This is a genomic window from Paraburkholderia sp., assembly GCF_050742655.1.
Classification (GTDB): Bacteria; Pseudomonadota; Gammaproteobacteria; order Burkholderiales; family Burkholderiaceae; genus Paraburkholderia.
On record NZ_JBOIGG010000003.1, the window covers coordinates 193,582 to 220,169 of the forward strand.

Genomic DNA, 26,588 nt, shown 5'->3' on the forward strand with positions numbered 1-26,588 from the left:
CAACGGATCTGGGTACCACGTCGAAGCGTTGCGAGAAAGCGGCGGACATAAAAAAACCCGCGGACCAGGCCGCGGGTTTCTGGACTGCAACGTCCGGAGGTCAGTGCTTCACGACCTCGGTGGAGGCAGTGTCCTTTGCCGGCTCTGCGACAGGCGCCGCGGCTTTCGGCTCTTCTTCCGGCAGCGGCTGCGGCACACGTTCGAGCGCAAGTTCGAGCACCTTGTCGATCCAGCGGACCGGCACGATTTCGATTGCGTTCTTCACGTTGTCCGGAATCTCCGTCAGATCCTTGACGTTCTCTTCCGGAATCAGCACCAGCTTGATCCCGCCGCGATGCGCCGCGAGCAGCTTTTCCTTCAGCCCGCCGATCGGCAGAACTTCGCCGCGCAGCGTGATCTCACCCGTCATCGCGACGTCCGCGCGAACCGGAATACCCGTCAGCACCGACACCAGCGCCGTCGTCATCGCGACACCGGCAGACGGACCGTCCTTCGGCGTCGCGCCTTCCGGCACGTGGATGTGGATATCCTGTTTCTCGAACGCTTCGTCCTTGATACCGAGACGACGCGAACGCGAACGAACCACCGAACGCGCCGCTTCGACAGACTCCTTCATCACGTCGCCGAGCGAACCCGTGCGGATCACGACACCCTTACCGGGCATCACCGCCGCTTCGATCGTCAGCAGATCGCCACCGACTTCCGTCCACGCGAGGCCGGTCACCTGACCCGTCTGGTTTTCCTTCGCGGCCAGACCGAAGTCGTACTTGCGCACGCCGAGGAAGGTATCGAGATTGCTGCCGTCGACCTTCACCGCGCCTTCCACCTTCTTCAGCAGAAGCATCTTCACGACCTTGCGGCAGATCTTCGATATTTCACGCTCGAGCGAACGCACGCCCGCTTCACGCGTGTAGTAACGAATGATGTCGCGGATAGCCTGCTCCATGACATCGATCTCGTCGGTCTTCAGGCCGTTGTTCTTCTTCTGCTTCGGCAACAGATAGCGTTGCGCGATGCTGACCTTCTCGTCTTCCGTGTAACCCGACAGACGGATCACTTCCATCCGGTCGAGCAGCGGCGGCGGGATGTTCAGCGAGTTCGACGTCGCGACGAACATCACGTCGGACAGGTCGAAGTCGACTTCGACGTAGTGATCGGCGAACGTATGGTTCTGTTCGGGATCGAGCACTTCGAGCAGCGCCGACGACGGATCGCCGCGGAAATCCATGCCCATCTTGTCGACTTCGTCGAGCAGGAAGAGCGGATTGCGCACTGCGGCCTTCGTGAGGCTCTGCAGGATCTTGCCCGGCATCGAACCGATGTACGTCCGGCGGTGACCGCGGATTTCCGCTTCGTCACGCACCCCGCCGAGCGCCATGCGAACGAACTTGCGGTTCGTCGCGCGTGCGATCGACTGGCCCAGCGACGTCTTGCCGACGCCCGGGGGCCCAACGAGGCACAGGATCGGCGCCTTGACCTTTTCCACACGTTGCTGGACCGCGAGGTACTCAAGAATGCGTTCTTTCACTTTCTCGAGACCGAAGTGGTCTTCGTCGAGCACGCGCTCCGCATTCGAGAGGTCGTTGTTGACCTTGCTCTTCTTGCGCCACGGCAGGCCGATCAGCGTATCGATGTAGTTGCGCACGACGGTCGCTTCCGCCGACATCGGCGACATCAGCTTGAGCTTCTTCAGCTCGGCGTCGGCCTTCTTCTTCGCTTCCTTCGGCATCCGGGCCGCGGTGATGCGCTTCTCGAGTTCCTCGAGATCGGCACCCTCTTCGCCTTCGCCCAGTTCCTTCTGGATCGCCTTGACCTGTTCGTTCAGGTAGTACTCGCGCTGGCTCTTTTCCATCTGACGCTTCACGCGCCCACGGATACGCTTCTCCACCTGAAGAATGTCGATCTCGGCTTCGAGTTGCGCGAGCAGATGCTCGAGGCGCTCGATGACCGGGAACATTTCGAGAATGTGCTGCTTCTGGTCGAGCTTCAGCGGCAGATGAGCCGCGATCGTGTCCGCGAGACGGCCCGCTTCGTCGATACCCGACAGCGAGGTAAGAATTTCCGGCGGAATCTTCTTGTTCAGTTTCACGTACTGGTCGAACTGCGACACGATCGCGCGGCGCAGCGCTTCAGTTTCGGCGCTGTCGGCGTGGTCGGGTTCGAGCGGCATGACTTCGCACGAAAACTGGGTTTCCTGCTCTTCGATGGAGAGCGTCTTCGCGCGCTGCAAGCCTTCGACCAGCACCTTCACGGTACCGTCGGGCAGCTTCAGCATCTGCAGGATGTTGGCAATACACCCTACTTCGTACATGTCTTTTTCGGTCGGCTCGTCTTTGGCCGCCGTTTTCTGGGCGACCAGCATGATGTGCTTGCCGCCTTCCATCGCGACTTCGAGCGCCTTGATCGATTTTGGTCGACCCACGAAAAGCGGGATCACCATGTGCGGGAACACGACGACGTCACGCAGCGGGAGCAGCGGGAGCGTGATGCGTTCCGGCGGAAGGAGTTGGGTTCCTGACATTTTCATTTCCCCATGAGTGGAATCAGTTCGTTCGGTAGTTGAGGCCAGCAAAAAAGATTGCAAGCCTCCGCGGGTGGGAAAAGTTCAGTGACCACAAAATTTACTGCACGACCACAAGATAAACGAAAAAGCCGTTCATCACTCGTATGAACGGCTTTTTTCCGGAACTCTTTAAGCCGATCAATTAATTCGATCCCGCGACCTTGGGCGCGTCTTCGTAGATCAGCAGCGGCTTTCCGTCCCCATCGATGACATTGTCATCGATGATGACCTTGCTGACGCCTTTCATCGCCGGCAAGTCGTACATCACGTCGAGCAACGCCTGTTCGAGAATCGAACGCAGCCCGCGAGCGCCCGTCTTGCGGCGGATCGCCTTGCGCGCGACGGCCTGCAGCGCGGCCGGACGGATTTCCAGTTCGACCCGCTCCATCGCGAACAGCTTGTGATACTGCTTCACCAGCGCGTTCTTCGGTTCGACGAGGATCTTCATCAGCGCGACTTCGTCCAGCTTGCCGAGCGTCGCCACGACGGGCAACCGGCCGATCAGTTCGGGAATCAGACCGAACTTGATCAGATCTTCCGGCTCGACCTCGCGCAGCACTTCGCCCGCATCGCGCTCCTGCTTGCTCTTCACGCTTGCGCCGAAACCGATGCCGGTCTTCTCGGTACGATCGACGATGACCTTCTCGAGGCCGTCGAACGCACCGCCGCAGATGAACAGGATGTTCGTCGTATCGACCTGGATGAAGTCCTGGTTCGGGTGCTTGCGGCCGCCCTGCGGCGGCACCGATGCCATCGTGCCTTCGACCAGCTTCAGCAGTGCCTGCTGCACGCCTTCGCCGGATACGTCACGGGTGATCGACGGGTTGTCGGACTTGCGGCTGATCTTGTCGATTTCGTCGATGTAGACGATCCCGCGCTGCGCCTTGTCGACTTCGTAATTGCAGTTCTGCAGCAGCTTCTGGATGATGTTCTCGACGTCCTCACCGACGTAGCCGGCTTCCGTCAGCGTGGTCGCGTCCGCGATCACGAACGGTACGTTCAGAAGGCGCGCGAGCGTCTGCGCGAGCAGCGTCTTGCCGGACCCGGTCGGGCCGATCAGCAGGATGTTGCTCTTCGAGAGCTCGATCTCGTCCTTCTTGTCGAGGTGCTTCAGCCGCTTGTAGTGGTTGTACACCGCCACCGCGAGAATTTTCTTCGCGCGTTCCTGGCCGATCACGTATTGATCGAGGATTTCGCGGATTTCCTGCGGGCTCGGCAGATCGGATCGGGACAAACCCGCCTCGACGCCTGCACCTGCCGCTTCGTCGCGAATGATCTCGTTGCACAGGTCGATACATTCATCGCAGATGAATACCGACGGGCCCGCAATCAGTTTCTTGACCTCATGCTGGCTCTTGCCGCAGAACGAGCAATACAGCAGCTTCTCGCTGTTGGAACCTTTTTTGTCCGCCATAGATGTATGAGCCTCCGGACACTCGAATGACATGATACGCCGTTTGCCCTACCCCCGCGATCGTCGCAGGGGCACTGGGCAGCAGCGAGGGCGGCGTGAACCGCAGGCGCTCGGGGCGGGCTTCTCGTTTCAGATTTTCACCGGCGGTCGCCCCAAAACGGGGCAACGGGTGCCAGATCCGATCTATTCAATCGCTCAGGGACGCTTGTGCAGCACCTGATCAACGAGGCCGTATGCCTGCGCGTCCTCGCCGGACATGAAGTTGTCGCGATCGGTATCGCGCCCGATGCGCTCGACCGGCTGGCCGGTATGATGCGCGAGCAACTGGTTGAGCCGTTCCTTCAGGTACAGGATTTCGCGTGCCTGAATTTCGATGTCCGACGCCTGACCGCGCGCGCCGCCGAGCGGCTGATGGATCATCACGCGCGAATTCGGCAGCGTGAACCGCTTGCCCTTCGCGCCCGCCGCCAGCAGGAACGCGCCCATGCTGGCCGCGAGCCCCATGCAGAGCGTCGAGACGTCCGGCTTGATGAACTGCATCGTATCGTAGATCGCCATGCCGGCCGATACGGAACCACCCGGGCTGTTGATGTAGAAGCTGATGTCCTTGTCGGGATTTTCGCTTTCAAGGAACAGCAACTGCGCGATGACGAGATTCGCCGTCTGGTCGTTCACTTCGCCGACGAGAAACACGAGGCGCTCTTTCAGCAGCCGCGAATAGATGTCGTACGAACGCTCGCCACGGCCGCTCGTCTCGACGACGATGGGCACGAGCCCGAGCGCCTGCGCTTCGAGATCCCTCGACGACTGGGAGGTCAGCGTGTCCAGCATTTGAGCGCGGAAGGTCATGCAATGGATCCTTGTCTGGGATGATCGGTACGAGACTGGACAGGTGAGTGCGACAACGCCGTATTCAAGTGGGCGAACTGCCTGCCTCGATGCTTGCCTGCACGGAGACGAACGGTTAAAAACGCAATCTCTCGCAACACATGAAAAAACGGCGTGCGGACTGTCGCTTCGACAGCCGGCACGCCGTTTCAGCGCCGCTTATGCCTGCGCGGTCGCGCTTGCCAGTTCTTCGAAGCTCACTTCCTTGTCCGTCACCTTGGCCTTGCCCAGCACGAAGTCGACGACGTTGGCTTCCACGACGTACGCTTCCATCTCGGCGAGGCGCTGCTGGTTCGAATAATACCAGCGGACGACTTCCTTCGGGTCTTCGTAGCTCTTCGCGAATTCGTCCACTTCCGCGCGGATCTGCTCGGGCTTCGCCTGCAGCTCGTTGGTCTTCACGAGTTCGGCCAGCACGAGGCCGAGCTTCACGCGGCGTTCGGCCTGTTCCTTGAACATTTCTGCTGGAATCGGCGCGGTTTCGGCGTTCGGCACGCCGCGTTGCGTGAGGTCCTGACGCGCCATTTCGACGAGGCGTTGCTGGTCCTGTTCGATCAGTGCGTTCGGCACTTCGAGTTCGGAGATTTTCAGCAGCGCGTCCATCACCTGGTTCTTCACGATCGACTGCGTGCGACGTTTCGCTTCGCGCTCGAGGTTGTCCTTGATCTCGGCACGCATCTTCGTCAGATCGCCGTCGGCAATGCCGAGCGACTTCGCGAATTCGCCGTCGATTTCCGGCAGGTGTGCCCACTCGATCTTCTTCATCGTGATCGTGAACTGCGCGGTCTTGCCGGCGACATCCTTGCCGTGATAATCGGCCGGGAACGTCAGGTCGAATTCGCGCGCTTCGCCGATCTTCAGGCCCGCTGCCGCCTTTTCGAATTCCGGCAGCATGCGGCCTTCGCCGAGCACGAACGCGAAGTCTTCCGCAGTACCGCCCTGGAACACTTCACCGTCGAGCTTGCCGACGAAGTCGACCGTCACGCGGTCGCTGTCCTTCGCCGCGGTGTCCGCACCGCCGTCGCCGTGTTCGCCGGCTTCGCCACGCGCGTGGTAGTGCACGCGCTGCTTGCGCAGGATGTCGAGCGTGCGGTCGATTTCAGCTTCGGTGATGCTGGTCGTCGTGCGCTCGATCTCAGCGGTGGCGACGTCGCCCAACTTCACTTCCGGATAGACCTCGAACGTTGCGTCGAACGCGTAGTCGCTTTCGGCGGCATCGATCTTCGGGCTGAAGCTCGGCTGACCGGCGACGCGCAGGTTTTCCGCGCGGCTGATGTCGAAGAATTCCTTGCCGACCTTGTCGCTCAGCACCTCGGCTTCCACCTGACCCGAATACTGCTGGGTGACCATCTTGAGGGGAACCTTGCCCGGCCGGAAACCCGGCATCCGCACGTTCTTCGCGAGCTGGCGGATACGGGAATCGATTTCCTTCTGCACGACGTCCTTCGGCAGGGAAATCGTCACGCGGCGTTCGAGCTTGCCGAGGTTTTCAACAGCGTTAGCCATGGCTTCAATCGTCCTAAAATTTATTCGAGCGAATCAGTTATCTTTGCCGTGCCGTCTGTCGATGTCCGCGTCGGTCCGAATGGCTTCGCGTCGATCGTATGCCTGTCGCCGCGGGCTCTCAGGCCGCCTGCAGCACGGTTTGGGTCAAAAGAGCCGAATATTTTAGCAAACTATTTGCGCGGCTAGCCGGGAATCGGTGGCTGCGAAGCCGTTTCACCCGTTTTGATGCAGTTTTTCGGCGCTTTCAGTCGCTTCGCGGCGTGGTCCATACGCGCAATCCATCCGGTTTCCAGGCCGTTTTCCACCTGCCGCTTTTCCCTGTTCCGCCGCTGCACGTTACGCTGTCCGCATCGTCTGCCGCCGGATGGCCGCCATGCCGTCCCACATATTCAGCCGCGCGCGGCATGCTGATAAGCTAGCGGACGCACGGCATCCGCCGGCCGCTGCCCGAGCCACGACTCCAACCACCAGAGACACCATGCCCACTCCGCAGTCCTTGCAGCCCACACCCATCATCGTCATCGCTCCCGATTCGTTCAAAGGCTCGCTCAGCGCTGCGCAGGTCGCCGAGGCGATCGCGACGGGCATCGCCCGCGCGCGCCCCGATGTGACGACGCGCCTGTGCCCAATGGCGGACGGCGGCGAAGGCACGCTGGACGCGCTGCTCGCGCACGGTGGCGAGCGTCGTTTGCTGGCGGTGCGCGGCGCGGCCGGCCCGCTACGCGACGCGGCAGTCGGCCTGCTCGCGGACGGCAGCGCGATTGTCGAAACGGCCGAGGTCGTCGGCATCACCGATCCGGTCGGCATGGGCGTACCGGTCGAATCGCGCAACACGCAGGGCATGGGCGAAGCGATCGTTGCGTTGCTCGACGCGGGCGTGCGGCGCTTCTTCGTCGCGCTCGGCGGCAGCAGCACGAATGACGGCGGCGCGGGTCTCCTCGTCGGCCTCGGTCTGAAGCTGTACGACGCACAGGACAAGCTGCTCGAGCCGACACCGGCCCAACTGCCGCGGCTCGCGCGCATCGACGCATCGCAACTCGATCCGCGGCTAGTCGAAGCGAGCTTCACCGGCATGTCCGACGTCGACAATCCGCTCACCGGCGAGCACGGCGCAACGGCCGTGTTCGGTCCGCAAAAGGGCGTGCAGCCCGACCAGATTGAATCGATCGACGCCGCCCTCGCCCATTTCGCCGATCTGCTCGAACCAGCACTCGCCCGTACCGCGCGTGACGCGCCCGGCGCCGGCGCGGCGGGCGGCCTCGGCTTTGCGCTGCACATGCTGGGCGCGCAGTTCGAACCGGGCGCCGAAGTGGTCGCGCGCCAGGTCGGCCTCGATGCTGCGCTTGCGGGTGCCGACTGGCTGATCACCGGCGAAGGCCGCTCCGACGTGCAGACGCTGCACGGCAAGGCACCGTTCATCGCGTGCCGGCATGCGCGCGCGGCGGGCGTGCCGGCGTCGCTGCTGTCCGGCGCGGTCGATCCGGCCGCGCTGCCGCGGCTTGCCGAACATTTCAGCGGCTGCTTCTCGCCGGCGCCTGGTCCGATCACGCTCGACGTCGCGATTCGCGATGCGGCGATCCTGCTCGCGAACGAAGCCGAACAGCTGACGCGCCTCCGGTACGGCACGCGTTGAGCGGCGCATCGAGCGATGCCGCACACAGTGCGTTGACCGGCCACGCGGATGCGGCAACAATCACACCGCGCCAGCCGCCTCCACTCACTCCCGGGAAGACCATGAAGGCATCCGCCAAAGCCGGACTCGACCAGTTTCTGACGTATCGACTGCACGTGCTGAACAAACTCTCCGAACGGGGCATCGGCGTGCGGTACCAGGAGAAGCTCGGTGTGACGGTGCCTGAAGCGCGCGTGATCGCGTCGGTGGGATCGTTCGGGCCGTTCTCGATCATGGATCTCGCGCGTCACGCGAACCTCGACAAAAGTCAGGCGAGCCGTGCCGCGGAAGCGCTGATCCGGCAAGGTCTCGTGCAGCGCGAATCGAGTGACACGGACGGCCGCGTCGTCCTCGTGTCGCTGACGCCCGAAGGACGCGCGCTGTACCGGAAGGTGATGCCGATCGCGCGCAAGTGGAATGAAGACTTCTTCGCTGGTCTCGACGAGAAAGAAAAGACCGTGCTCAGCCGCGCACTCGACAAGGTAATCGCGAACGCGCAAGGCCGCGGCGACTAGCGATACGCGTGCCGTATCGCGTACTGCGGCGAACGAATCTGTCCGACTACGCTCGAGTCCCGCGCGCGAGACGCCATGCGATCGCCGCGAGCGACCCTACCGCCAGTACCAGCGCAGCCCACAGCACGTAGCGGCGCATTGCGTCGTGGTCGTCGACGGGTGCCGGGACGGCTTGCGGCAGTGGTGCAAGTGCCGCACCGATGCGCGCCGTCGCAATATCCGATGTCTGGCCGATCACGATGTCCTGGCGCTTCGCGGCAGCCGACAGCAGCGCCGCGTTACCGACCGACAGCGTGAACGGTCCCGCGCCGCGTGCAACGAACGTCAGCGACGCGGGACGCCAGCCGATCGCCACCGTCAACGCGCCGCTGCCTAGCCCGCCGTTGCGCATATCGACTGACACACGCCACTCGCGATCCGCATCCGGTGCGAAATCGAGCGGCGCATTGCTCTGCTCGCCCGTTTTGCCCTGCAGCCGGTAGAGCGTCGTGTCGGACACTTCGCGCCATGACGTCTGCGGGTCTGGTCGCGAATAGACGGTCGCACGCGCGACGGTATTCGGCTGCGGCAACCCGAAGCGCAACCGGTCGACCGGATAGGTGCCGCCGGTATCGAACCGGAACTCGCCGATTGCCGTGCCGGCCTGCGCGACGATGCCTTCGTGCCATTCTCGAGACACGGCCGCGTCGGCCGCTTTGTCCTTCGCCGCGGCATCGCCCGCCAGCACTTCGACGTCGATCGATCCGATATCGGGCGCATCGTCGAGCCAGCGCAGCCGCAGATAGCGCAGCCGCAGCCCGTCGAGTGCGATGCGCTCCTGCGCGATCGTGTCGCCGGAGCGACTCGCTTTCAGCAGTTGTCCGTCGGGCAGCGGCTGCCAGTTCTGCAGATCGTCGCTCGCGTCGACGCCGACGCGCCCCTGATACGTGTCGTTGCGCAGGTGGACCTGCAACGCGACCGCGGGGCTGGCACCCGATCCAAGATCGACGAGATCGACCTGCCGCCCTGCGGCGTCCGTTCCCGCCGGCGATGCGCGCAACGATCCGTCCGCGCCGATCGTCACGCCGAGCGGCACCGACGGTGTCTGGGCGGCCGACGCAGGCAACGCGAACCACTTCACGGAGCGGAGCGTCGTCGGCACGGGTGCACCGGCCTGCGACACATCGAGCGGCATGTCGAGCGCGTATGGCACCGGCTCGCCCGCGCCGTTGAACACGCGCACGTCGCCGAGGTCACCGCGCTGGCTCGCCGCGTAGACTGCGTCCGGCACAGTCAGCGTGTAGTACGCGGCGTGGCCGTCGAGCTCAAGTGCGAACCGGTGTGCGAAGGCGTTGGCCGCACTGGCCGCTTGATCCGCGGCACTCGCGGTCGACGATGCGGCTGCGAGTACGAGTGCAACTCCGGATGCGAATCCACCAAGAAAACGCTTCATCGATCCCCTTCCCCCGTGGAGGTTGCAGCCTCGCCGCGCTCTACGCGCTTCGGCGGCAGCGGCGAAAAGTAACCGATCAGCAGCAGCATCACACCGATCCCAATGAACGACACGATGCGCGCGAGACCCGTCACGTGCGACAGATCGAACAGGAACAGCTTGACCACCGTCAGCGCCAGCAGCGCCGCGCCGACGAACCAGAACGCACGTTGCCTGCTACGGGTCGCCCAGATCGTCGTCGCGAGCGCGCAGACGGTCCAGAACACCGACACCGATGCCTGCACGAGCGTCGACTGCGCCATGTCGTCGAACACGTACGGTACGCCGGTCCAGTGGTGCAGCGTACGCAGCAGCATCGTATTGAGCCACAGGAACGCCGTTGCGCCGACCAGCACCTGCAGCGGCAGCCGGAACTCGTGCAACGGGTCTCTGCCTGGCGCACCGAGACGTCGCACGCGCACGAACCACAGCGCCGCGACCGCATAGACGACGACCTGGACGAGATCGAGCGGATTGAAGAGCGGCACGCGCGCCCAGCTGCCGCCGTCCTGCGTCAGGTTTGCATAGAAGGTCCACAGCCACATCGCGGCGACGAGTGGCGTCGACGCGATCGCGCAGAGTCGCACGAGACTGTCGCGTCGCGCGAGCCACATGCCGGCGAAGGCGAACGCGCTCCAGCCGACCAGAAACACCTGCTGGAAGCCGAACGAATCGAACACCGCGTCGATGTCGTAAGCGGCGCCGAACCGGTGATGCAGTGTGCGCAGCAGCAGTGCGTTGAACCACAGAAAGACGGTCGCGAGTGCGGCGTAGTCGAACGCGCGCAAATGCCAGCGCACACCGAGAGCAGCAAGCCGGCGCAGCCACACGGCGATTGCGGTCAGCACCAGCAGCTGCGCGACGTCGAGCGGATTGAAGATCGGCAGCCAGAACAGCGGCGACGCGTCGCCATCGCTGATCGTGCTCGCGATACTCCAGCCCCACAGCAGCGCGGCGAGCGGTAGCGCGCCCCACAACTGATAGGCGCGCGCGAAATGCGCCACCGGCCAGCGCAACCGCGAACCGATACCCGCGACGAGCAGAAGCAGCAGTCCGAAGCCGTACGCCCATGCGCTCCAGGCCCACGCGCCCTCCGGCACATACGTACGCAGTTGCCAATAGCCTTCGAGTGCAAGCAGTCCGCAGAGCGTCCAGAACATCAACGTATGCAGCGGCGCGAGCAGCGGTTCGCCGACGTCGCGTTGCTGACGCCACAGCAGCAGATAGCCACAGACCAGCGCGAGCGGCCACACGATCCAGCCGACCGCGGCAAACGGCGCACCGTAGGTCACGAACTCGCTGCCGGCGAGCAGCGCGAACACCGGGACGAGCGCGAGCGCCGGCCATTCGGCCAGCGGCCACGCGAACTTCCGGCGGACCGTATGCGCGAGCCACGCGGTCAGCAACGCGAACAGCGTGAAGGCGTTAGTCGTCGCATGCTCGGGGTCGACGGGTGCATGCTGCAACATGTGGACGACGATCTCGTTCGCCCCGCCGCCGATCCACCACGCGAGCCCCCATACTGCAGCGGCGACCCCGATGTCGGGCAGCCATCCATGCCACGCACGTGCGTCGCTCCGGCCGTGCAGCAGCCATCCCGTGAAGAGCCCGCCCAGCGCGATCAGCAGTGTGGCGATATACGCGCTGTTCAGTATCGGCAGCCCCATAGCCGACCGATCGAACGCGATGCCGACCACGAATGCACCCGCCGCCGCGACCTGCATCGCGAGCCCGAAACCGAGCGGCGCATGACGCCGCTGGCGTACGCCGAGCCACACGACTGCCGAGCCTTCGATCGCCCACGCGGCGCTCGTCGTCGGGCCGGAAAACGCGAGCGGAATCGCGAGCGTCGCGAAGATCACGGCGACCGCGAGCATCGATTCGAACAGCAGTCCGAGGCGCGCGCGTCGGGGCATGAGCCACGCGGCGATCGCCAGATAGAACGCCGCGAGCGCGACCGCGCTCCACGCGAGTCCAAACTCGACGTCCTTCAGCAACGCCGCCTGCAGACCGATCGCGACGACCGGCGTGCCGAACACGAGCGTGCCGTCGACGTAGTGCAGCAACGCGATCTCGCGACGCACCGCATAGAGCAGCGCGATGCCGACGTACATCAGGAAGAACAGGATCAGGAACGGCTCGGTGCTCGCGAACAGTGCCGGACGATACGCGGTCACGCCCCACGCGGTGCCGATCGCGAACGTGAAGACGAAGCCGAGCAGATTGAGCGGACGCCACGCCTTGAACCATGCGATCGCGAAGATGCCCGCGTTCAGCAACGCGTAGTAGCCGAACAGCATCACGTGACTGCCGCCGCCGGTCGCAAGCAGCACCGGCGCGAGGAAACCGCCCGCGCTGCCCATGAATGCGAGCGACCGCGCGTCCTGGCGTACCGCGAGAAACGCGCTCAGCGCGCAGATCGCGACCATCAGCGGGAATGCAGCGCCGCCGGGCAGCAGATGGTAAAGGCGGGTCGCAGCGAACACCGTGAGATACAGCACACCGACACCGCCGCCCTGCAGCACGAGCCCATAGGCGCCGCGACGATCGCCGATGCGCCAGCCAATGCCAAGCAGCACAGCCGCCGCGAGCGCGACCCCGGCGAGCCGGAATTCGATCGGCAGCATGTTGTTGTCGGCTGCGTATTTGAGCAGGAACGCGACGCCGAAGAACAGCACGACGATCCCGACGCGTACCACCGTGTTGCCGCCGAACAGCCAGTCGCGGGCGGCCTTGAACCCCCGTTCGAAGAGATTGGGGCCGGCGGGGATCTGCGGCGGGCGCGGCAGGGATACCGGTGTGGCGGCAGGTGCGTCGTCGGATGCCGGCGAGGCGCTCGCGGTGAGTGCGGGTGATGCTTCGGCGGTGGGTGCGGGCGCGGGTGTGGCGGCCGTGGCGCGTGCTGATGACGGTGTGACAGCGAGCGGTACGGTTGTCGTCGTGTCCGCATCGGCTGTGGCTGCTTTTGTTTCGATGGGCTCGTCCGCTGGAAGCGTGGGTTCCCCGGCTTGCACGGCCGAATGTGCTTCCGCCGCTCCCGGCTGCTCGCGCAGTTGCCCGAGTTCGCGCTTGAGCGTCGACACTTCCCATTCGAGCCGTTCGACGCGCGCGGCGAGCGAACCGGACGTGGTCCAGTCATTGAGAGCCGCTGACCTCGACGCTGACGGCGCCGTCGGTGCCCCCGTCGTCGGTGCCCCCGTCGAACTCGCATCGCCCGGTGGGCGATCGGCCGCTCCACGGTCCCGCAGCAGACGGCCGAGCAGCGCGCCTGCGATCGCTCCAACCGCAGCGGTGCCGCCGATCGACCAGTCGTTCACGAACGCCGCGATCGAACCGATCACGAGACCGGCAATCCCCAGAATCCATATCATCGTTGTTCTCTCCCCCCTCGCGATGTCGACGGGAATATCCGTCGACCGACACACTCCGAACGGCCATTCACGACGATATTTTCAACTGGCATCGCGATAGCACTCGAAACTCCGGCGAAACGGATTGAGTACGTCGCGTGGCGGCCGGTGGCATTCGCGCTCATTTGCGCTGTCCGACCGGAAATCGGCGTGAAGAATGGCGCGGTGTCGTGCTTATCTCGATTAGCGATGATTTAACTGGTCCGATTCTAGACATTGACGTTAGTTGGTTTTCTTTCGGTCTATTGTTTCGAACTGTGCCTGAGTCGGTTGCCTTGCCGCCCAGACAAAGGCGTCCGGGCAAGATCGATATATTTTCCCCACACATTCTCCAACGCATCGAAATATGACCGATTTATTCGTGAGCGTCCAGTTCTGGCAATGGTGCATATCTCGTATGCCGCCTGGCTATTTTCTGGATAACCAACGGAGCGTGTGATATTGCCCGCGATGGAATCGACCGACGGCGCGCTTTTCGCACAGATAAAAAAGCCCGCTTGCGCGGGCTTATCGATTCGAGCGGATCGGCTTCCAGAATCAGAGTCCGCTATTCGCCGCTCGTTGCTGCAACAACCCGAGCACCGCATCGCAATACGGTGTGGGCACATTCAGCCGACGACCCAGCTCTGGAAACACACCGAGGATCGGGCCGATCTCGAGCGCGCGGCCCGCCTCGAAGTCCTGCAACATCGAGGTCCTGAACGCGCCGAGCTTGCGCGTCATCGCGACGCGCTCCGGCGCGCTCATGCCGGTCGACAGCCCGAGTCGTTCGCCGATCTGCTCCGCCTCCTCCATCATGCGCAGCACGAGAGCATGCGTGAACGGATCGTCGAGCAACTGGCTCGCGGTAGACCCAGTCAGCGCGCTCAGCGGATTCATGTTCATGTTGCCCCACAGCTTCGCCCAGATCTCCGTGCGGATATCGCCGGTTACCGTGACGTCGAAGCCGCCCTCCTGCAACGACGTAGCCAATGCGCGAGCCGTCGCGGACAGATCGTCGCGCACCGCGCCAACGATCAACTGATTGCCGCGACCGCGACGGATCACACCGGGCGCATCGGTCGACGACGACAGATGCACGACGCAACCGATCGACTGCGCGCACGGCAGCGCCGCCGACACGACGCCGGCGGGATCGACCGCTTCGATGGGCCCGCCGGCGAGCGGGTCGCCGACGCCGTCGAGAAACCACCACGGCAGACCGTTCATCGCAGAGACGATCACGGTGTGCGGACCGACGAGCGGGCGCAGGCTCGCCGCGATGGATGGCAGCGCCTGCGCCTTCAACGCGACCACCACGAAATCCTGAACGCCCAATACGGCGGGATCGTCGTCGGCTGCAACGTCGACCTTCGATTCGCGATCGCCGTCGAGCACACGGATGCCATCCGCACGAATTGCATCGAGTGTTTTGCCGCGCGCGAGCACGCCGACGGTATGACCGGCGCGCGCGAGCGTCGCCGCGATCAGACCGCCGATCGCTCCGGCGCCGACTACGACGGTACGGGGAGAAGAAACGCTCATGTCTGCCTCAGTCGCGGTAGGACGGATCGAGCCGGTCGACCTGACGCAGCAGTGCATCGAGCACGTCGCGGCCGGCGCCGTGACGCGGGTCGAACTGCAGCGAATCGCGCGTGCAGCGCGCGGCGATGTCGTCCGCAATCACGCGCGCGGGACCGAGCGCGGCGGTCGCCAGCTGGATCTCGCAGGCGCGGTTGAGCGTCCATAGTCGCGAGAAGGCCAGGGCGATCGTCGTCCCGACGGCCAGCAGACCGTGGTTACGCAGGATCAGCAGCGACTTGTCGCCGAAATGCTCGATGAGACGCGGACCTTCGTCGGCACGTATCGTGATGCCCTCGAAGTCGTGATACGCGACCATCCCGTCGAGCTGCGCGGAATAGAAGTTCGAGTTCTCGAGGCCCGCCTGCGAGCACGCGACCGCGAGACCGGCTGTGGTATGCGTGTGCATCACGCAATGCGCATCGGGACGCGCACGATGAATCGCCGCATGAACGACGAAGCCGGCCGGATTAACCGGATAGTCCGCGTTGCCGATCACGCGTCCCTCCAGATCGATTTTGACCAGATTCGACGCGGTGACCTCGGTGTAATGAAGGCCAAACGGATTGATCAGGAAATGCGTCTCCGGGCCCGGGACACGCACGGTGATGTGGTTGTAGATCAACTCGGTCCAGCCGAGCATCGCGAACAGACGATACGTGCCGGCCAGCTGGATGCGCAACGCACGCTCGCCGTCGGCTGGATCGGAGTTTTTGATGGCATTTGCGGATGGGGAATCGACTGCTTGCATGACGACCTCCTGACTCTCGACGATCTGGGTGGGGATATCGAACAGCGTTTCCCTCATTCTACAGAATGATCTCATATGGTTGCACGTGCAACGAGATTCGACGTAGCTACACCGAGAGACATCGACGATGAAGCACGCAGGCGCCCCGCTCCTGCGCGCGCCATCCTGCGTGCCGCGGATCATGGCGAAAATGCTCCCGCGTCATGGTCGGCGTTGAAATGCTGCGTGCAACTGATCGCGGCGCATCAAAAAGAAAAGCCCGCAGAGCGGGCTTGATTGGGCGGCGAGGCGCGTTTTCGCATTCTCTCGACCGTTTTTTGGTTTTACAACCGGGCTGGATGGCTGTGCGCTTCTTCTCCTGTATGCCCATGCCCTCGGAAGGCATACCGAGATTGCACGGCAAGCAATTTCACAGCAACGGGTACAAATACCGATTACGCATTTTGTTGCAACGAAGCAACGGCAAGAATTGCTCGAACAGCCATCGCAACGGCTTGGCGTCGCCCGACCCGGAGTAAAACTAACTTCGCGTGCTGCTTTACGCCGGCTCACTCTCAGGTCCAATCTTGCACGCCATGATCGAATCGACTGAAGAATCACCAACTTGCCGCGCCGGCTTGAAATTCGCGCCAAGCGGAGGGAACAACGGACAACGCGTTACTGCCCCGACTGCGACGAACCGTTCGTCGATGCCCCAACGCCGCTGTCGTGCGCCGCGTTTTGCGCAGCAATGCGCGCTTCGGCAGCCTGAATGTTCTGCGGATAATGAAGCCGATCGGTCGGATCGAAACCCGCTTGCTCCACGCGAACGAGATCGGCGCGAACCTCCGCACGGGTCAGCGGCTGGTTGGTCGACTGGGCAAACGCCGCGAGCGGCGCGGTAATCAATGCAGCAATGGCGATAGCTTCAAACAGCGATTTCATGCTCTTAACCTCCGGGATTCTTTATTGAGACGGGAGCCGTCAGAAAACGCCCCTCGCCGATACCAGAACTCTAAAGAACAATTGATATAGGGTAAACCCTTATTCATGAAAATCACTGTTGCTTAAAATCGAGTGAATCCCGGCCCGCGTCGCTCGGTCACCCGTTACTGACCGTTTATCTGGCGCCCCAAAAGCAAAAACCCGCCGGTCTTTCGACCGGCGGGTTTTCGTGAGAAGTATGGTGCGAGGAAGGGGACTCGAACCCCTACACCATTGCTGGCGTCAGGACCTAAACCTGGTGCGTCTACCAATTTCGCCATCCTCGCAGCCGGACGACGCATGCAGCACGTGCGTCCGATGTCTGGCTTGCCCGCAGGTGCATGCTGGAAGCGGCACCTGAAAGCGTAAGGCCGAAATTCTAACTGATCGTCCCCGGCTTGTCTGCATGTCCGAGCCAGGTCCGATGCTACAATTTCCGGCTTTCGTCGAAGGCCGCGCCGGGCAGCAAACAACGTCTGCGCGCAGGCCTGTGTCCGCGTCCCCCACGTCCCGCCCAAGTGAATTTCGACGACTACTGCCAGCAAAAAGCAGCACCGCCCGGATCGAGCAGCTACTACGCGCTGCGCCGCGCGCCGTTCGCACGCCAGCCGCTGTTGACCGCCCTCTTCGCGCTGCGTCGCGAGTTCGAGGAGACGGTGAAGGAAACCAGCGACCCGACCATCGGACGCACCCGTCTCGCGTGGTGGCAAAAGGAAATGGCTGCGCTCGAGGCGGGCTCGCCGTCGCATCCGGTGTCGAAAGCGCTGGCCGCTCATCTCGACGACGTGGCGACCGAATCGCCCGCGCTGCAGTCCCTGCTCTCCGGTTTCGAAATGGATCTGGATCAGGCGCGCTATCTCGACTACCCGAATCTGCGGCGCTATATCGACAGCGTCGGCAGCACGTTCGCGTCGATCGTCGCACGCGCGACCGCGCGTGCGCCCGAGCAGGCGTCGCAGTGGGCCGCGCCGCTCGGCCATGCGTTGATGCTCGCGCAGATCATCGCCGATGTCGGTGACGACGCGCGCCACGGTCGCATCTATCTCCCGATCGACGAGCTGCAGCGCTTCAACGTGACCGCAGCGGATCTGATCAATCGCCGCTACAGCGATGCGTTCACCGCGTTAATGCGCTTCCAGACGGAGCGTGCCCGCGATGCGTTGCGCACTGCGCTCGCCGCGCTGCCCAGAGAAGAGCGCCGCACGCAACGCACGTTGCGCGCGCTAGCCGCGCATGCCCTCGCGCTGCTCGACGAAATCGAGCGCGACGGCTATCAGGTACTGCACCAGCGCATCGCGCTCACGCCGATCCGCAAGCTGTGGCTCGCGTGGCGCGCGGCCTGACCTGCCCGCTCGACCGTATTCACGCGCGCAGCAGCGGTAACGGTTCGAATCGCTGCTGCAGGATCGACGGCGCGTCGAGTCCCCACCACGGGCCGAGCACGGTCGCATACAGTTGCCGGAAATCGACGCCCACCGGCAGATTGCCGTTGCCGTCGAGCTGCGCCAACATCGGCGCCACGCCGTAAAGACCGCCGCGCACCCGGCCACCCGTCACGAAGTGCGGCGCGACCGTCCCGTGATCGGTACCGTTGCTTTGATTCTCGCGCGGACGCCGGCCGAATTCGGCATACGTCATCACCAGCGTGCTGTTCCATCGGCCGAGTTCGATGAGCGCATCGCGCATCGACGCGAGTCCGTCGGCCAGTTGCTTCAGCAGCGCAGCCTGCTGACCCGGCTGGTTCTGGTGCGTGTCGAAACCATTCAGCGTGAGACGGATCACCGCCACGCCCTGCCCGGCGAGCGGCATACCTTGCGGTGTGCCGCTCGCGGCAAGCACCTGCATCGCGGTCTTCACCGACGTACCGAACGCGCCTGCGGGGAAGGTCGTTTTCAACGCATATTGACCGGCGCGCGGTCTCAAGCGGTCTGCGGCTTTCACGATGTCGTTCTCGACGTCGAGGATGTGCGCCAGTTCGGGATTGCGTTCGTGCAACGATACGGGCGTCACGAGTCGCGATGCCCGGGCGAACTGCGCGGGATTCACGAGCGCGATCGCGCGCGCGCCGTTCGCGAGCGGCCCCATCTCCGCACTGCCGATCACCACGCCATCGCCGACGAAACCGGTCGGCACGGTCCGCTCCGCAAATGCGCGCGTGAGCCATCCTTCGCGCAGATATTGATCGGAGCGCGACGCAGTGTCCCATATCTCGATGGACCGGAAATGCGACAGGTTCGGCTGCGCATAGCTGACGCCCTGCACGATCGCGAGCTGCCTGCTTTGCCACAGCGGCATCAACGATTTCAGCGACGGATGCAGCGCAGTGCGTTCGTCGAGCTGGATCAACTGTTCGCGTTTGATGCCGATGTTTTTGCGTAGCGCGTAGTACGTCGGGTCCGCGTAAGGCACGACGGTGTTCAAGCCGTCGTTTCCGCCCTTCAGCTCGACGAGGATCAGCAGATTGCCGTAGCCCTGCGCAGTCGCCCCGCCGCCGGCGTGTGCGGCCTGCTGCGCGGCAAACGCGCCCGGCAACCAGAGCGACGTGCCCACCGCTGCTGTCATCGAAAGAAAATTGCGTCGCTTCATGCTGTCGCCTCATCCGTGATCGTCGTCATCGCTGCGGTAACCATGACCGTCATTTCAGTTGGTATGCAGGGTCCATCAGCAATGCCTCGAGATACGTACTGCCGGTCGAATTCGTTTCGATCGCATCGACGGGCGCGACGGGCAGCACCGCATGCTGCAACTGTAGTTCGGTCGACAGCCCCGCTTTGGCTCCGGGCGTGGTGTTGTAGTGCGCGAGCCAGTTGTCGATATCGAAGCGTACTCCGCCACGGTCCGTGCGAGCAGCAACGTGCGGCGCGGGCTGCATCGTCTGCATGCCAGTGGCCACCGCTTTCGGGCGTGGCATCCGCGCGGCTTCGGTTGCACGGAACAACTGCTCGACGAACTGTTTGCGCGCCAGCAAGGTCGAGCTGTTGATCCACGTCTCGCCGCCGGGCCAGCCCTTCACGTTCGGCGGATAGAACAGGTTCTCGCCGAGATTGCGGATCGTCGCGGCGAAAGGCGCGGTCGTGTCGTACCCGATATCGAATGCACGCAACGCACCGACGACGAATTCCGTCGGCGACTTGACCAGCACGCCGCGATTGTCGTCGCTCCAGAACGCGTCGCTCAGAAACAGCGCGCGCAGGGCCGTCTTGATGTCATAACGGCTCGCACGGAAACGCTCGGCGACGATAGCCACGCGCGCCGGATCGGGGGTGTCGGAGACGAACTCGCGCCACAGCTTCGTCGCGATGAACGTCGACGTTTCGGGGCGCGCGAGCAGGATATCGAGTGTTTCATCGCCGTCGAACGCACCGCTCTGTCCGAGCACGGTCTTGATGCCGTCGTCGTGCATGGCCGCGCGCCACACGTAGGCCTGCGTGTCGGGATCGAGCGTCCAGCCGGTGTAGGCACGCGCGGCCTCGGACACGTCGCGTTGCGAATAGTGTCCCTCGCCGAGCGTGAACAGCTCCATCACCTCGCGGGCAAAATTTTCGTTGGGCTTGCCCTTGCGGCTGCCGGCGCCGTCGAGATACAGCAGCATCGCGGGATCTTTCGCGACGTCGTGCAACATCGCACCGAAGTTGCCGAGCGCGTCGCGCCGCAACAGGGCGTTCTGATTCGCCATCAGTTGCGGATAGCCAACCTTGTCCTGCCCCGATGTGAAGTGGTTGTGCCAGAAGAGCGTCATGCGCTCAGTGAGCGGCGACGGCGTCGCGATCATTTCGCGGACCCACCACGCGCGTAATTCGTCGTAACGCTGGCCGCGTGTTCGCTGTTCGTCGCGGCGCTCGTCGGGCGTCCATGCGCTGCGTTCGGCGCGCGTCGGAATCGGTTCGCTGGTCCATGCGGGCAGCGGCGTGATCGCGTCGGTCCGCGTCGCGGCCAGCACGCGATCGACCGCCTGTTCGCGCGTCAGCCCGACATAGTTCGCCACTTCGGCGGCGTCCGGTGCAAAGCCGGTGCGGGTCAGGAAGAAACGTGCGTCGTCCGCATCCAGCAGCGTTTGATCTTCGACGGAAGCGGCGCTCGCAGGCGCAGTCGCGACCCGATGCGACGACCTGTGCGGCGCGGCGAAGACACTGGCCGCGGTTACCGCGACGACCACGAGCACAGCGGTCAGTACCGATCGGGCGAGCCGCTGAAAGAGGTTCATCGTTCGTGTGTTCCGTTCACGCCGTCGTACCGCACGGCTCGGGCCCGTGCGAGGGGCGATGCGTTCGTCTGCCGGATTCAACGGAGTCGTGCGGACTTCCGTTGACGATGCAATCGCTTCGAAAGGAACAGGACGTTCGTCGGCAACTCATTCCGCGGCACACGACGCGCGCGGCATCTATCGCTTGTACAGCTCGCGGACGGCGTCTTCGATATGCTGGCGTAACAGACGCCGCTCTTCGGGCGTCATGTGACCGTCACGGCGACGTTGATCGAGATCGGGAGGAACCACTGGGCGCATCATCGAATCCGAAGCAGAGGCGGAACGATCCGGATTGCGTGACTGACGATTGAGCTTGAAGTGCGGGTGGACGTGAGGACTCGCGGCGTGATCGGGGGACTGGGCATGGGCGGATTGCGGGCCAAGGGTGCCTGCGAGCGTGCCGGCTACAGCCAGCGCAGTGATGCTCAGCCGCACGTTCGGCCAGCCCCCTCCCTTCATCTTGTTCCCTTCGTCGCGCGGCAACCGGCTACCTCAAATGCGTGTACAGACCCCGCTGCAAAGCCGGGTGCGAGAGTTTTAGTCGTGTGAAGTATCCACCGAACAGCCGCAATCAGTAAAGGAGTCTACGCGTCGACGCTTTACGCCGTGCCACGATGCGGGTAAATTTTGTAACTGACTGTAACCCGCGAATTGCTGCGACCGCGCACCCCTTTCTAATCGCGCTAAGATGCCGACCATGGAAACCAAAAACCCTTCGAAAATCCTCGTCGTCGATGACGACCCGCGTCTTCGCGACTTGCTGCGCCGCTATCTCGGCGAACAGGGCTTCAACGTCTACGTCGCCGAAAACGCTCCGTCAATGAACAAGCTGTGGGTTCGCGAGCGTTTCGATCTGCTCGTGCTGGACCTGATGCTGCCAGGCGAAGACGGGCTTTCCATCTGCCGGCGTCTGCGCGGCAGCAACGATCGCACGCCGATCATCATGCTCACGGCAAAGGGCGAGGACGTCGACCGTATCGTCGGGCTCGAGATGGGCGCCGACGACTATCTGCCGAAGCCGTTCAATCCGCGCGAACTCGTCGCGCGCATTCATGCGGTGCTGCGTCGGCAGTCGCCGTCGGAATTGCCGGGTGCGCCGTCCGAAACCACCGAGGTGTTCGAGTTCGGCGAGTTCGCACTCAACCTCGCCACGCGCACGCTCACCAAGGCCGGTCAGGAGATTCCGCTCACCACGGGCGAGTTCTCCGTGCTGAAGGTGTTTGCGCGTCATCCGCGTCAACCGCTGTCGCGCGAAAAACTGATGGAGCTCGCGCGCGGCCGTGAATACGAAGTGTTCGACCGCAGCCTCGACGTGCAGATTTCACGGCTACGCAAACTGATCGAGCCCGATCCCGGCAGCCCTCGTTTCATCCAGACCGTGTGGGGTCTCGGATACGTGTTCATCCCCGACGGCGCAGCCTGAGTCTGTTTGCTTTCTCTCGACATGAAGGGCCCATGCGGATTGACCGGCGCCTCCTGACGCTCGCGTTCGGCGGCCTTTTCTGGCGGACTTTTTTACTGATCGCGTTGCTGATCGCAGTCAGTCTCGCCGCCTGGTTCCAGAGCTTCCGCGTCATCGAACGCGAACCGCGCGCGCAGCGGGTCGCGTTGCAGCTCGTCGCGATCGTGAAGCTCACGCGTACCGCACTCCTCTATTCCGATCCTGATCTGCGGCGCGCACTGCTGCAGGATCTGGAGAGCAACGAGGGCGTGCGCGTCTATCCGCGCGAGACCACCGACAAGTACCGCCTCCAGCCGGACGAAGCGCTGAACCGGCTGATCGAACACGACATCCGCGGCCGGCTCGGCGACGACACAGTGATCGCGCAATCGGTCAACGACATCCCGGGCGTGTGGATCAGCTTCAAGATCGACGACGACGACTACTGGGTCGCGCTCGACCGCGATCAGCTCGATAACGCGACCGGTCTGCAGTGGGCCGGCTGGGGCGTCTTCGCGCTCGCGCTGTCGTTGTTCGGCGCGGCGTTCATCACGAGTCTCGTGAACCGTCCGTTCGCGCGGCTCGCGATGGCCGCGCGCAAGGTGGGTTCGGGACAGTCGCCCGAGCCATTGCCCGAACGCGGCATGGGCGTCGCCGCCGAAACCAATCGCAGCTTCAACCAGATGGTGCAGGACCTCGATCAGCTCGAGGCGGATCGCGCGCTGATGCTCGCGGGCATTTCGCACGATCTGCGCACGCCGCTCGCGCGGCTGCGGCTCGAAACCGAAATGAGTCCATCGGATCAGACGACGAAAGACGCGATGGTCGACGACATCGAGCAGATGGATATGATCATCGGCCGCTTCCTCGATTACGCGCGACCGGTGCAACGTATGCTCGAGCCGGTCGACCTGTCGGTGATCGCCGGCGAACTGGCGGCCCGGATGTCGAACGAGGATGGCATGCGGCTGATCACGCGCCTCGCGCCGTCAGCGGTGATCGAGGCCGACGAGACCGACATGCGGCGCGTCGTCGGCAACCTGGTCGAGAATGCGCGCAAGTATGGGTTGAGCGAAGCCGACGGCATTCCGCACGTGATCCTCGAAACGCGCGTCTCGCATTCGCGCGTCGAGCTATCGGTGGTCGACGAGGGACCCGGCATTCCAGAGGACCAGCTTGCGCTCGTCACGCGACCGTTCTATCGCGTCAATTCCGCGCGAACCCAGGCAAACGGCACCGGGCTCGGCATGGCGATCGTGCAGCGGCTCGTCGGCCGCTATCGCGGCACGCTCCGGCTGCGCAACCGGTCACCGGGGCCGGGCCTCGAGGTGACGATCGAGTTTCCGCTCGCCAAGGGCACCTGAGGGCACCCAACGGCAACCGAGCCGTTTTTTCTCAAGTTGAACCAATCACGCAATGCGCCGGAGTTCCCTATCGGCGCATTGAATAAAAACTATCCAGTTTATTAGTCAAAACCTATTGATGCCATTAATCAATAGAGTTATAGTCCAAGTATGTAACGCCTTCGTTACACCGCGCAGGTAGCTTGAACATCTGTTTGACTCACCCATTTGAAACCTCTCTACAGGAGCATCTGCATGAAAACCGTCGGCGATAAACTCGAAGCATTCACCGTCACTGCAGCGAAGCCGGGCTTCAATCATCATGAAGAAAACGGCGTGTCGGCGTTCGAAGAAATCACCGAACAGTCGTTCCCGGGCAAGTGGAAGATCATCTATTTCTACCCGAAGGACTTCACCTTCGTGTGCCCGACCGAAATCGTCGAATTCGGCAAGCTCACGAAGCACTTCGAAGAGCGTGACGCCGTGCTGCTCGGCGGCAGCGTCGACAACGAATTCGTGAAGCTCGCATGGCGCCGTGAACACAAGGACCTCGACAAGCTGAACCACTACGCGTTCGGCGACGTCAAGGGCGAACTGATCGACCAGCTCGGCGTGCGCGACAAGGAAGCCGGCGTCGCACTGCGCGCGACGTTCATCGTCGATCCGGACAACACGATCCAGCACGTGTCGGTGAACAACCTGAACGTCGGCCGTAACCCGGACGAAGTTCTGCGCATTCTCGACGGTCTGCAAACGGACGAACTGTGCCCGTGCAACCGTACAGTCGGTGGCGCAACGCTGTAAGCGTGGCCAACCGGAGCCCGCTACGCTTGAAAGAGCCGGCGGGCTTTTTTTGCGACAGATTGATAGGAGAAGTTAATGGAATTCTTGGGCGCGATTAAGGAACTCATCCCCGACTACGCAAAGGACATCCGCCTGAACCTCGACGGCACGATTGGCCGCTCGTCGCTCGAAGGCAACGACGCCGTCGGTGTTGCGCTGGCCGCCGCGTTTGCCGCGAAGAGCAAGACGCTGATCGACGCGATCCGCAACGCAGGCGTGCTGTCACCGGAAGAAACGAACGCCGCGCTGACCGCCTCCGCGCTGATGGGCATGAACAACGTGTGGTACCCGTACGTCGAGATGACGGGCAACGCCGACCTCAAGTCGCAACCGGCCGGTCTGCGGATGAACGCTTACGCGTCGCACGGCGGCATCGACAAGCGCCGCTTCGAAATGTATGCGCTGGCCGCGTCGATTATCGGTAAATGCCATTTCTGCGTGAAGTCGCACTTCGAGACGCTGCTCGCCGAAGGCATGAGCTCGACGCAGGTGCGCGACGTCGGCCGCATCGCGGCGGTCGTCAATGCCGCTGCGCTGGTGCTCGAAGCAGAAGGGAAATAAGCGGCTGCGCCGGCAACCGGCGCATCGTATAAACGGCCGCGCGGAGTGTGTCTTTCGCACGAGCCCGCGCGGGCCGTGCCGCATGTCTTAATCGCGATTCAACAGCACCGCGGCCTGTGCCTCGACGCCCTCGCTCCGACCCAGATAGCCAAGCTTCTCGTTGGTCTTCGCCTTCACGTTGACGCGCTCGAGCGGCAGCCCGAGATCGTCGGCGATGTTCGCGCGCATCGCATCGATGTGCGGCGCGAGCTTCGGCGCCTGCGCGATCACGGTGCTGTCCACATTGACGATCGAAAACCCCGCCTTCGCGACCCGTGCCGCGCATTCGCGCAGCAGCACACGGCTGTTCGCGCCGAAGAACTGCTTATCAGTATCGGGAAAGTGACGGCCGATGTCGCCCAGCGCGGCCGCGCCGAACAACGCATCGGTGATCGCGTGCAGCAGCACGTCGGCGTCGGAATGGCCGAGCAGGCCGCGGTCGTACGGCACCGTCACGCCACCGATGATCAGCGGCCGCCCCGGCACCAGCGCATGCACGTCGTACCCTTGTCCGATCCTGAAATCCATATGCGTGAGTCCGTTCGTTGAAAATGAAGTAAGGCCTAAGGCGCCGGCGGCCGGCTGAGCATCGCCTCGGCGAGGCCGAAGTCTTCCGGGTAAGTGACCTTGAAATTGCGCAAGCTGCCCTGCACGAGACGCGGTGCATGGCCGAGCCATTCGATCGCGCTCGCTTCGTCGGTCAGGTCGTGGCCTTCGCGCTGCGCGGCGAGAATCGCGTCGCGCAGCATGCCGATGCGGAACATCTGCGGCGTCTGCGCCTGCCAGAGTCCGTCACGCGCTTCCGTGCGGGCAATCCGTCCGTCGCCGTCCGGCGCGATGCGCTTAAGCGTGTCGGCGACCGGCAGCGCCATGATGCCGCCCACCGGGTCGTCCTTCACAGCCGCGACCAGCGTGCGGATCAGCGCCGGCGTGATACCTGGGCGCGCGGCATCATGCACGAGTACCCAGTCGTCGTCGTGTGCGCCGAACTCCGCGAGCGCACGCAGTCCGTTCAGCACCGTTGCCTGGCGCGACGCGCCTCCGCAGCGGCGCACCGCGAAGCGCAGCCCCGCGAACCGGCGGGCGTCGAAGTGCGGATCGTCGGCGGCGATCGCGACGAGCGTCTGCGCGAATTCGCTGCAGGCGTCGAACGCGGCGAGCGAATAATGCAGCAGGTCGCGCCCGGCGACGATGCGATATTGCTTGGGCACCGTGGAGCCGGAACGGCTGCCGGTGCCCGCGCACGGAATCAGGGCAAAGAGACGTGAAGTCACGAAAGGCAAACGCCGTGAGTGAAAGTGAAGGACGGATTTTATAATAGGTCTTTCGAGTCCACGCCCGAAGATGGGCAATCCGTGGGCAACACGCGTAGACTTCCCGCTCATTCGTCGCCCCCGGCCGC

Annotated in this window: 22 protein-coding genes and 1 tRNA gene; 8 read left to right on the forward strand and 15 right to left on the reverse strand. The window is 63.5% G+C overall.

All coding sequences use genetic code 11. The features are described 5' to 3' along the window. Positions 1-100: 100 nt before the first annotated feature. From lon to tig, 4 genes are all read right to left on the reverse strand, one after another. Complete coding sequence (gene lon, locus ACREXZ_RS06035; RefSeq protein WP_431763133.1) at positions 101-2,521, reverse strand: endopeptidase La; 2,421 nt, start codon at positions 2,519-2,521, stop codon at positions 101-103. Between the two features lie 184 nt (positions 2,522-2,705). Beyond that, a complete protein-coding gene (gene clpX / locus ACREXZ_RS06040; RefSeq protein ID WP_431763134.1) occupies positions 2,706-3,977 on the reverse strand; it encodes an ATP-dependent Clp protease ATP-binding subunit ClpX in 1,272 nt (423 codons plus the stop codon). A 195-nt stretch (positions 3,978-4,172) separates the two neighbouring features. Further along, positions 4,173-4,826, reverse strand: coding sequence for an ATP-dependent Clp endopeptidase proteolytic subunit ClpP (clpP, locus tag ACREXZ_RS06045; protein ID WP_431763135.1), 654 nt, complete (start codon positions 4,824-4,826; stop codon positions 4,173-4,175). 198 nt (positions 4,827-5,024) lie between these two features. Further along, the gene (gene tig, locus ACREXZ_RS06050) at positions 5,025-6,371 is read right to left on the reverse strand and encodes a trigger factor (RefSeq protein ID WP_431763136.1); all 1,347 of its coding nucleotides are present in this window, start codon (positions 6,369-6,371) and stop codon (positions 5,025-5,027) included. Positions 6,372-6,849: 478 nt separating this feature from the next. Between tig and ACREXZ_RS06055 the strand changes: the two genes are divergently transcribed. Both ACREXZ_RS06055 and ACREXZ_RS06060 read left to right on the forward strand, forming a co-directional pair. Continuing rightward, positions 6,850-8,004, forward strand: a complete 1,155-nt coding sequence (locus tag ACREXZ_RS06055; protein WP_431763137.1) for a glycerate kinase — start codon at positions 6,850-6,852, stop codon at positions 8,002-8,004. A gap of 101 nt (positions 8,005-8,105) precedes the next feature. Then, entirely contained in the window at positions 8,106-8,558 is a 453-nt protein-coding gene (locus tag ACREXZ_RS06060) for a MarR family winged helix-turn-helix transcriptional regulator (protein WP_431763138.1), read from the forward strand. Between the two features lie 46 nt (positions 8,559-8,604). Here ACREXZ_RS06060 and ACREXZ_RS06065 read toward each other — a convergent pair whose 3' ends face one another. The 4 genes from ACREXZ_RS06065 to ACREXZ_RS06080 form a co-directional block, all read right to left on the reverse strand. Then, positions 8,605-9,990, reverse strand: a complete 1,386-nt coding sequence (locus ACREXZ_RS06065) for a DUF3999 domain-containing protein (protein ID WP_431763139.1) — start codon at positions 9,988-9,990, stop codon at positions 8,605-8,607. Then, positions 9,987-13,400 carry a DUF2339 domain-containing protein gene (locus tag ACREXZ_RS06070; protein ID WP_431763140.1) on the reverse strand — a complete coding sequence of 1,138 codons (3,414 nt, stop codon included), beginning with the start codon at positions 13,398-13,400 and terminating at the stop codon, positions 9,987-9,989. Before ACREXZ_RS06070 ends, ACREXZ_RS06065 begins: the two co-directional genes overlap by 4 nt. A gap of 576 nt (positions 13,401-13,976) precedes the next feature. After that, positions 13,977-14,963 (reverse strand): 2-dehydropantoate 2-reductase, encoded by a 987-nt coding sequence (locus tag ACREXZ_RS06075; protein ID WP_431763141.1) that lies wholly within the window; start codon positions 14,961-14,963, stop codon positions 13,977-13,979. Between the two features lie 7 nt (positions 14,964-14,970). Further along, entirely contained in the window at positions 14,971-15,750 is a 780-nt protein-coding gene (locus ACREXZ_RS06080) for a class II aldolase/adducin family protein (protein ID WP_431763142.1), read from the reverse strand. Between the two features lie 203 nt (positions 15,751-15,953). Between ACREXZ_RS06080 and ACREXZ_RS06085 the strand changes: the two genes are divergently transcribed. Further along, positions 15,954-16,268, forward strand: a complete 315-nt coding sequence (locus ACREXZ_RS06085; RefSeq protein WP_431763143.1) for a hypothetical protein — start codon at positions 15,954-15,956, stop codon at positions 16,266-16,268. A gap of 139 nt (positions 16,269-16,407) precedes the next feature. Here ACREXZ_RS06085 and ACREXZ_RS06090 read toward each other — a convergent pair whose 3' ends face one another. Then, a complete protein-coding gene (locus tag ACREXZ_RS06090; RefSeq protein WP_431763144.1) occupies positions 16,408-16,674 on the reverse strand; it encodes a DUF4148 domain-containing protein in 267 nt (88 codons plus the stop codon). 239 nt (positions 16,675-16,913) lie between these two features. Next, positions 16,914-17,000, reverse strand: a tRNA-Leu gene (locus ACREXZ_RS06095). Positions 17,001-17,231: 231 nt separating this feature from the next. Between ACREXZ_RS06095 and hpnD the strand changes: the two genes are divergently transcribed. Continuing rightward, positions 17,232-18,056 carry a presqualene diphosphate synthase HpnD gene (gene hpnD, locus ACREXZ_RS06100; protein ID WP_431763145.1) on the forward strand — a complete coding sequence of 275 codons (825 nt, stop codon included), beginning with the start codon at positions 17,232-17,234 and terminating at the stop codon, positions 18,054-18,056. 19 nt (positions 18,057-18,075) lie between these two features. Here the strand turns inward: hpnD and ACREXZ_RS06105 are convergent, their stop codons facing one another. From ACREXZ_RS06105 to ACREXZ_RS06115, 3 genes are all read right to left on the reverse strand, one after another. Next, entirely contained in the window at positions 18,076-19,299 is a 1,224-nt protein-coding gene (locus tag ACREXZ_RS06105) for a DUF1501 domain-containing protein (RefSeq protein WP_431763146.1), read from the reverse strand. A gap of 49 nt (positions 19,300-19,348) precedes the next feature. Then, positions 19,349-20,917, reverse strand: a complete 1,569-nt coding sequence (locus tag ACREXZ_RS06110) for a DUF1800 domain-containing protein (RefSeq protein WP_431763147.1) — start codon at positions 20,915-20,917, stop codon at positions 19,349-19,351. A 177-nt stretch (positions 20,918-21,094) separates the two neighbouring features. Then, positions 21,095-21,418 (reverse strand): hypothetical protein, encoded by a 324-nt coding sequence (locus ACREXZ_RS06115; RefSeq protein WP_431763355.1) that lies wholly within the window; start codon positions 21,416-21,418, stop codon positions 21,095-21,097. Positions 21,419-21,647: 229 nt separating this feature from the next. Here ACREXZ_RS06115 and ompR point away from each other — a divergent pair, with 229 nt between their 5' ends. The 4 genes from ompR to ACREXZ_RS06135 all read left to right on the forward strand — a co-directional run bounded on the left by ompR (position 21,648) and on the right by ACREXZ_RS06135 (position 25,147). Then, positions 21,648-22,382: an osmolarity response regulator transcription factor OmpR gene (gene ompR, locus ACREXZ_RS06120; RefSeq protein ID WP_006048917.1), complete on the forward strand. Its 735-nt coding sequence runs from the start codon at positions 21,648-21,650 to the stop codon at positions 22,380-22,382. A 32-nt stretch (positions 22,383-22,414) separates the two neighbouring features. Further along, a complete protein-coding gene (locus ACREXZ_RS06125) occupies positions 22,415-23,764 on the forward strand; it encodes an ATP-binding protein (protein ID WP_431763148.1) in 1,350 nt (449 codons plus the stop codon). Positions 23,765-23,998: 234 nt separating this feature from the next. Further along, positions 23,999-24,547 (forward strand): peroxiredoxin, encoded by a 549-nt coding sequence (locus tag ACREXZ_RS06130; protein WP_431763149.1) that lies wholly within the window; start codon positions 23,999-24,001, stop codon positions 24,545-24,547. Positions 24,548-24,622: 75 nt separating this feature from the next. Continuing rightward, the gene (locus ACREXZ_RS06135) at positions 24,623-25,147 is read left to right on the forward strand and encodes a carboxymuconolactone decarboxylase family protein (protein ID WP_431763150.1); all 525 of its coding nucleotides are present in this window, start codon (positions 24,623-24,625) and stop codon (positions 25,145-25,147) included. An 87-nt stretch (positions 25,148-25,234) separates the two neighbouring features. Here the strand turns inward: ACREXZ_RS06135 and ispF are convergent, their stop codons facing one another. Both ispF and ispD read right to left on the reverse strand, forming a co-directional pair. Continuing rightward, positions 25,235-25,714 carry a 2-C-methyl-D-erythritol 2,4-cyclodiphosphate synthase gene (gene ispF / locus ACREXZ_RS06140; protein WP_431763151.1) on the reverse strand — a complete coding sequence of 160 codons (480 nt, stop codon included), beginning with the start codon at positions 25,712-25,714 and terminating at the stop codon, positions 25,235-25,237. Between the two features lie 35 nt (positions 25,715-25,749). Beyond that, positions 25,750-26,460 carry a 2-C-methyl-D-erythritol 4-phosphate cytidylyltransferase gene (ispD, locus tag ACREXZ_RS06145; RefSeq protein ID WP_431763152.1) on the reverse strand — a complete coding sequence of 237 codons (711 nt, stop codon included), beginning with the start codon at positions 26,458-26,460 and terminating at the stop codon, positions 25,750-25,752. Between the last annotated feature and the right edge of the window lie 128 nt (positions 26,461-26,588).

What these genes read in the sequence shown, in the direction of transcription:
- lon (WP_431763133.1), bottom strand. Translation starts at nt 2,521, where the DNA reads ATGTCAGGAACCCAACTCCTTCCGCCGGAACGCATCACGCTCCCGCTG.
- clpX (WP_431763134.1), bottom strand. Translation starts at nt 3,977, where the DNA reads ATGGCGGACAAAAAAGGTTCCAACAGCGAGAAGCTGCTGTATTGCTCG.
- clpP (WP_431763135.1), bottom strand. Translation starts at nt 4,826, where the DNA reads ATGACCTTCCGCGCTCAAATGCTGGACACGCTGACCTCCCAGTCGTCG.
- tig (WP_431763136.1), bottom strand. Translation starts at nt 6,371, where the DNA reads ATGGCTAACGCTGTTGAAAACCTCGGCAAGCTCGAACGCCGCGTGACG.
- ACREXZ_RS06055 (WP_431763137.1), top strand. Translation starts at nt 6,850, where the DNA reads ATGCCCACTCCGCAGTCCTTGCAGCCCACACCCATCATCGTCATCGCT.
- ACREXZ_RS06060 (WP_431763138.1), top strand. Translation starts at nt 8,106, where the DNA reads ATGAAGGCATCCGCCAAAGCCGGACTCGACCAGTTTCTGACGTATCGA.
- ACREXZ_RS06065 (WP_431763139.1), bottom strand. Translation starts at nt 9,990, where the DNA reads ATGAAGCGTTTTCTTGGTGGATTCGCATCCGGAGTTGCACTCGTACTC.
- ACREXZ_RS06070 (WP_431763140.1), bottom strand. Translation starts at nt 13,400, where the DNA reads ATGATATGGATTCTGGGGATTGCCGGTCTCGTGATCGGTTCGATCGCG.
- ACREXZ_RS06075 (WP_431763141.1), bottom strand. Translation starts at nt 14,963, where the DNA reads ATGAGCGTTTCTTCTCCCCGTACCGTCGTAGTCGGCGCCGGAGCGATC.
- ACREXZ_RS06080 (WP_431763142.1), bottom strand. Translation starts at nt 15,750, where the DNA reads ATGCAAGCAGTCGATTCCCCATCCGCAAATGCCATCAAAAACTCCGAT.
- ACREXZ_RS06085 (WP_431763143.1), top strand. Translation starts at nt 15,954, where the DNA reads ATGGTCGGCGTTGAAATGCTGCGTGCAACTGATCGCGGCGCATCAAAA.
- ACREXZ_RS06090 (WP_431763144.1), bottom strand. Translation starts at nt 16,674, where the DNA reads ATGAAATCGCTGTTTGAAGCTATCGCCATTGCTGCATTGATTACCGCG.
- ACREXZ_RS06105 (WP_431763146.1), bottom strand. Translation starts at nt 19,299, where the DNA reads ATGAAGCGACGCAATTTTCTTTCGATGACAGCAGCGGTGGGCACGTCG.
- ACREXZ_RS06110 (WP_431763147.1), bottom strand. Translation starts at nt 20,917, where the DNA reads ATGAACCTCTTTCAGCGGCTCGCCCGATCGGTACTGACCGCTGTGCTC.
- ACREXZ_RS06115 (WP_431763355.1), bottom strand. Translation starts at nt 21,418, where the DNA reads ATGAAGGGAGGGGGCTGGCCGAACGTGCGGCTGAGCATCACTGCGCTG.
- ompR (WP_006048917.1), top strand. Translation starts at nt 21,648, where the DNA reads ATGCCGACCATGGAAACCAAAAACCCTTCGAAAATCCTCGTCGTCGAT.
- ACREXZ_RS06125 (WP_431763148.1), top strand. Translation starts at nt 22,415, where the DNA reads ATGCGGATTGACCGGCGCCTCCTGACGCTCGCGTTCGGCGGCCTTTTC.
- ACREXZ_RS06130 (WP_431763149.1), top strand. Translation starts at nt 23,999, where the DNA reads ATGAAAACCGTCGGCGATAAACTCGAAGCATTCACCGTCACTGCAGCG.
- ACREXZ_RS06135 (WP_431763150.1), top strand. Translation starts at nt 24,623, where the DNA reads ATGGAATTCTTGGGCGCGATTAAGGAACTCATCCCCGACTACGCAAAG.
- ispF (WP_431763151.1), bottom strand. Translation starts at nt 25,714, where the DNA reads ATGGATTTCAGGATCGGACAAGGGTACGACGTGCATGCGCTGGTGCCG.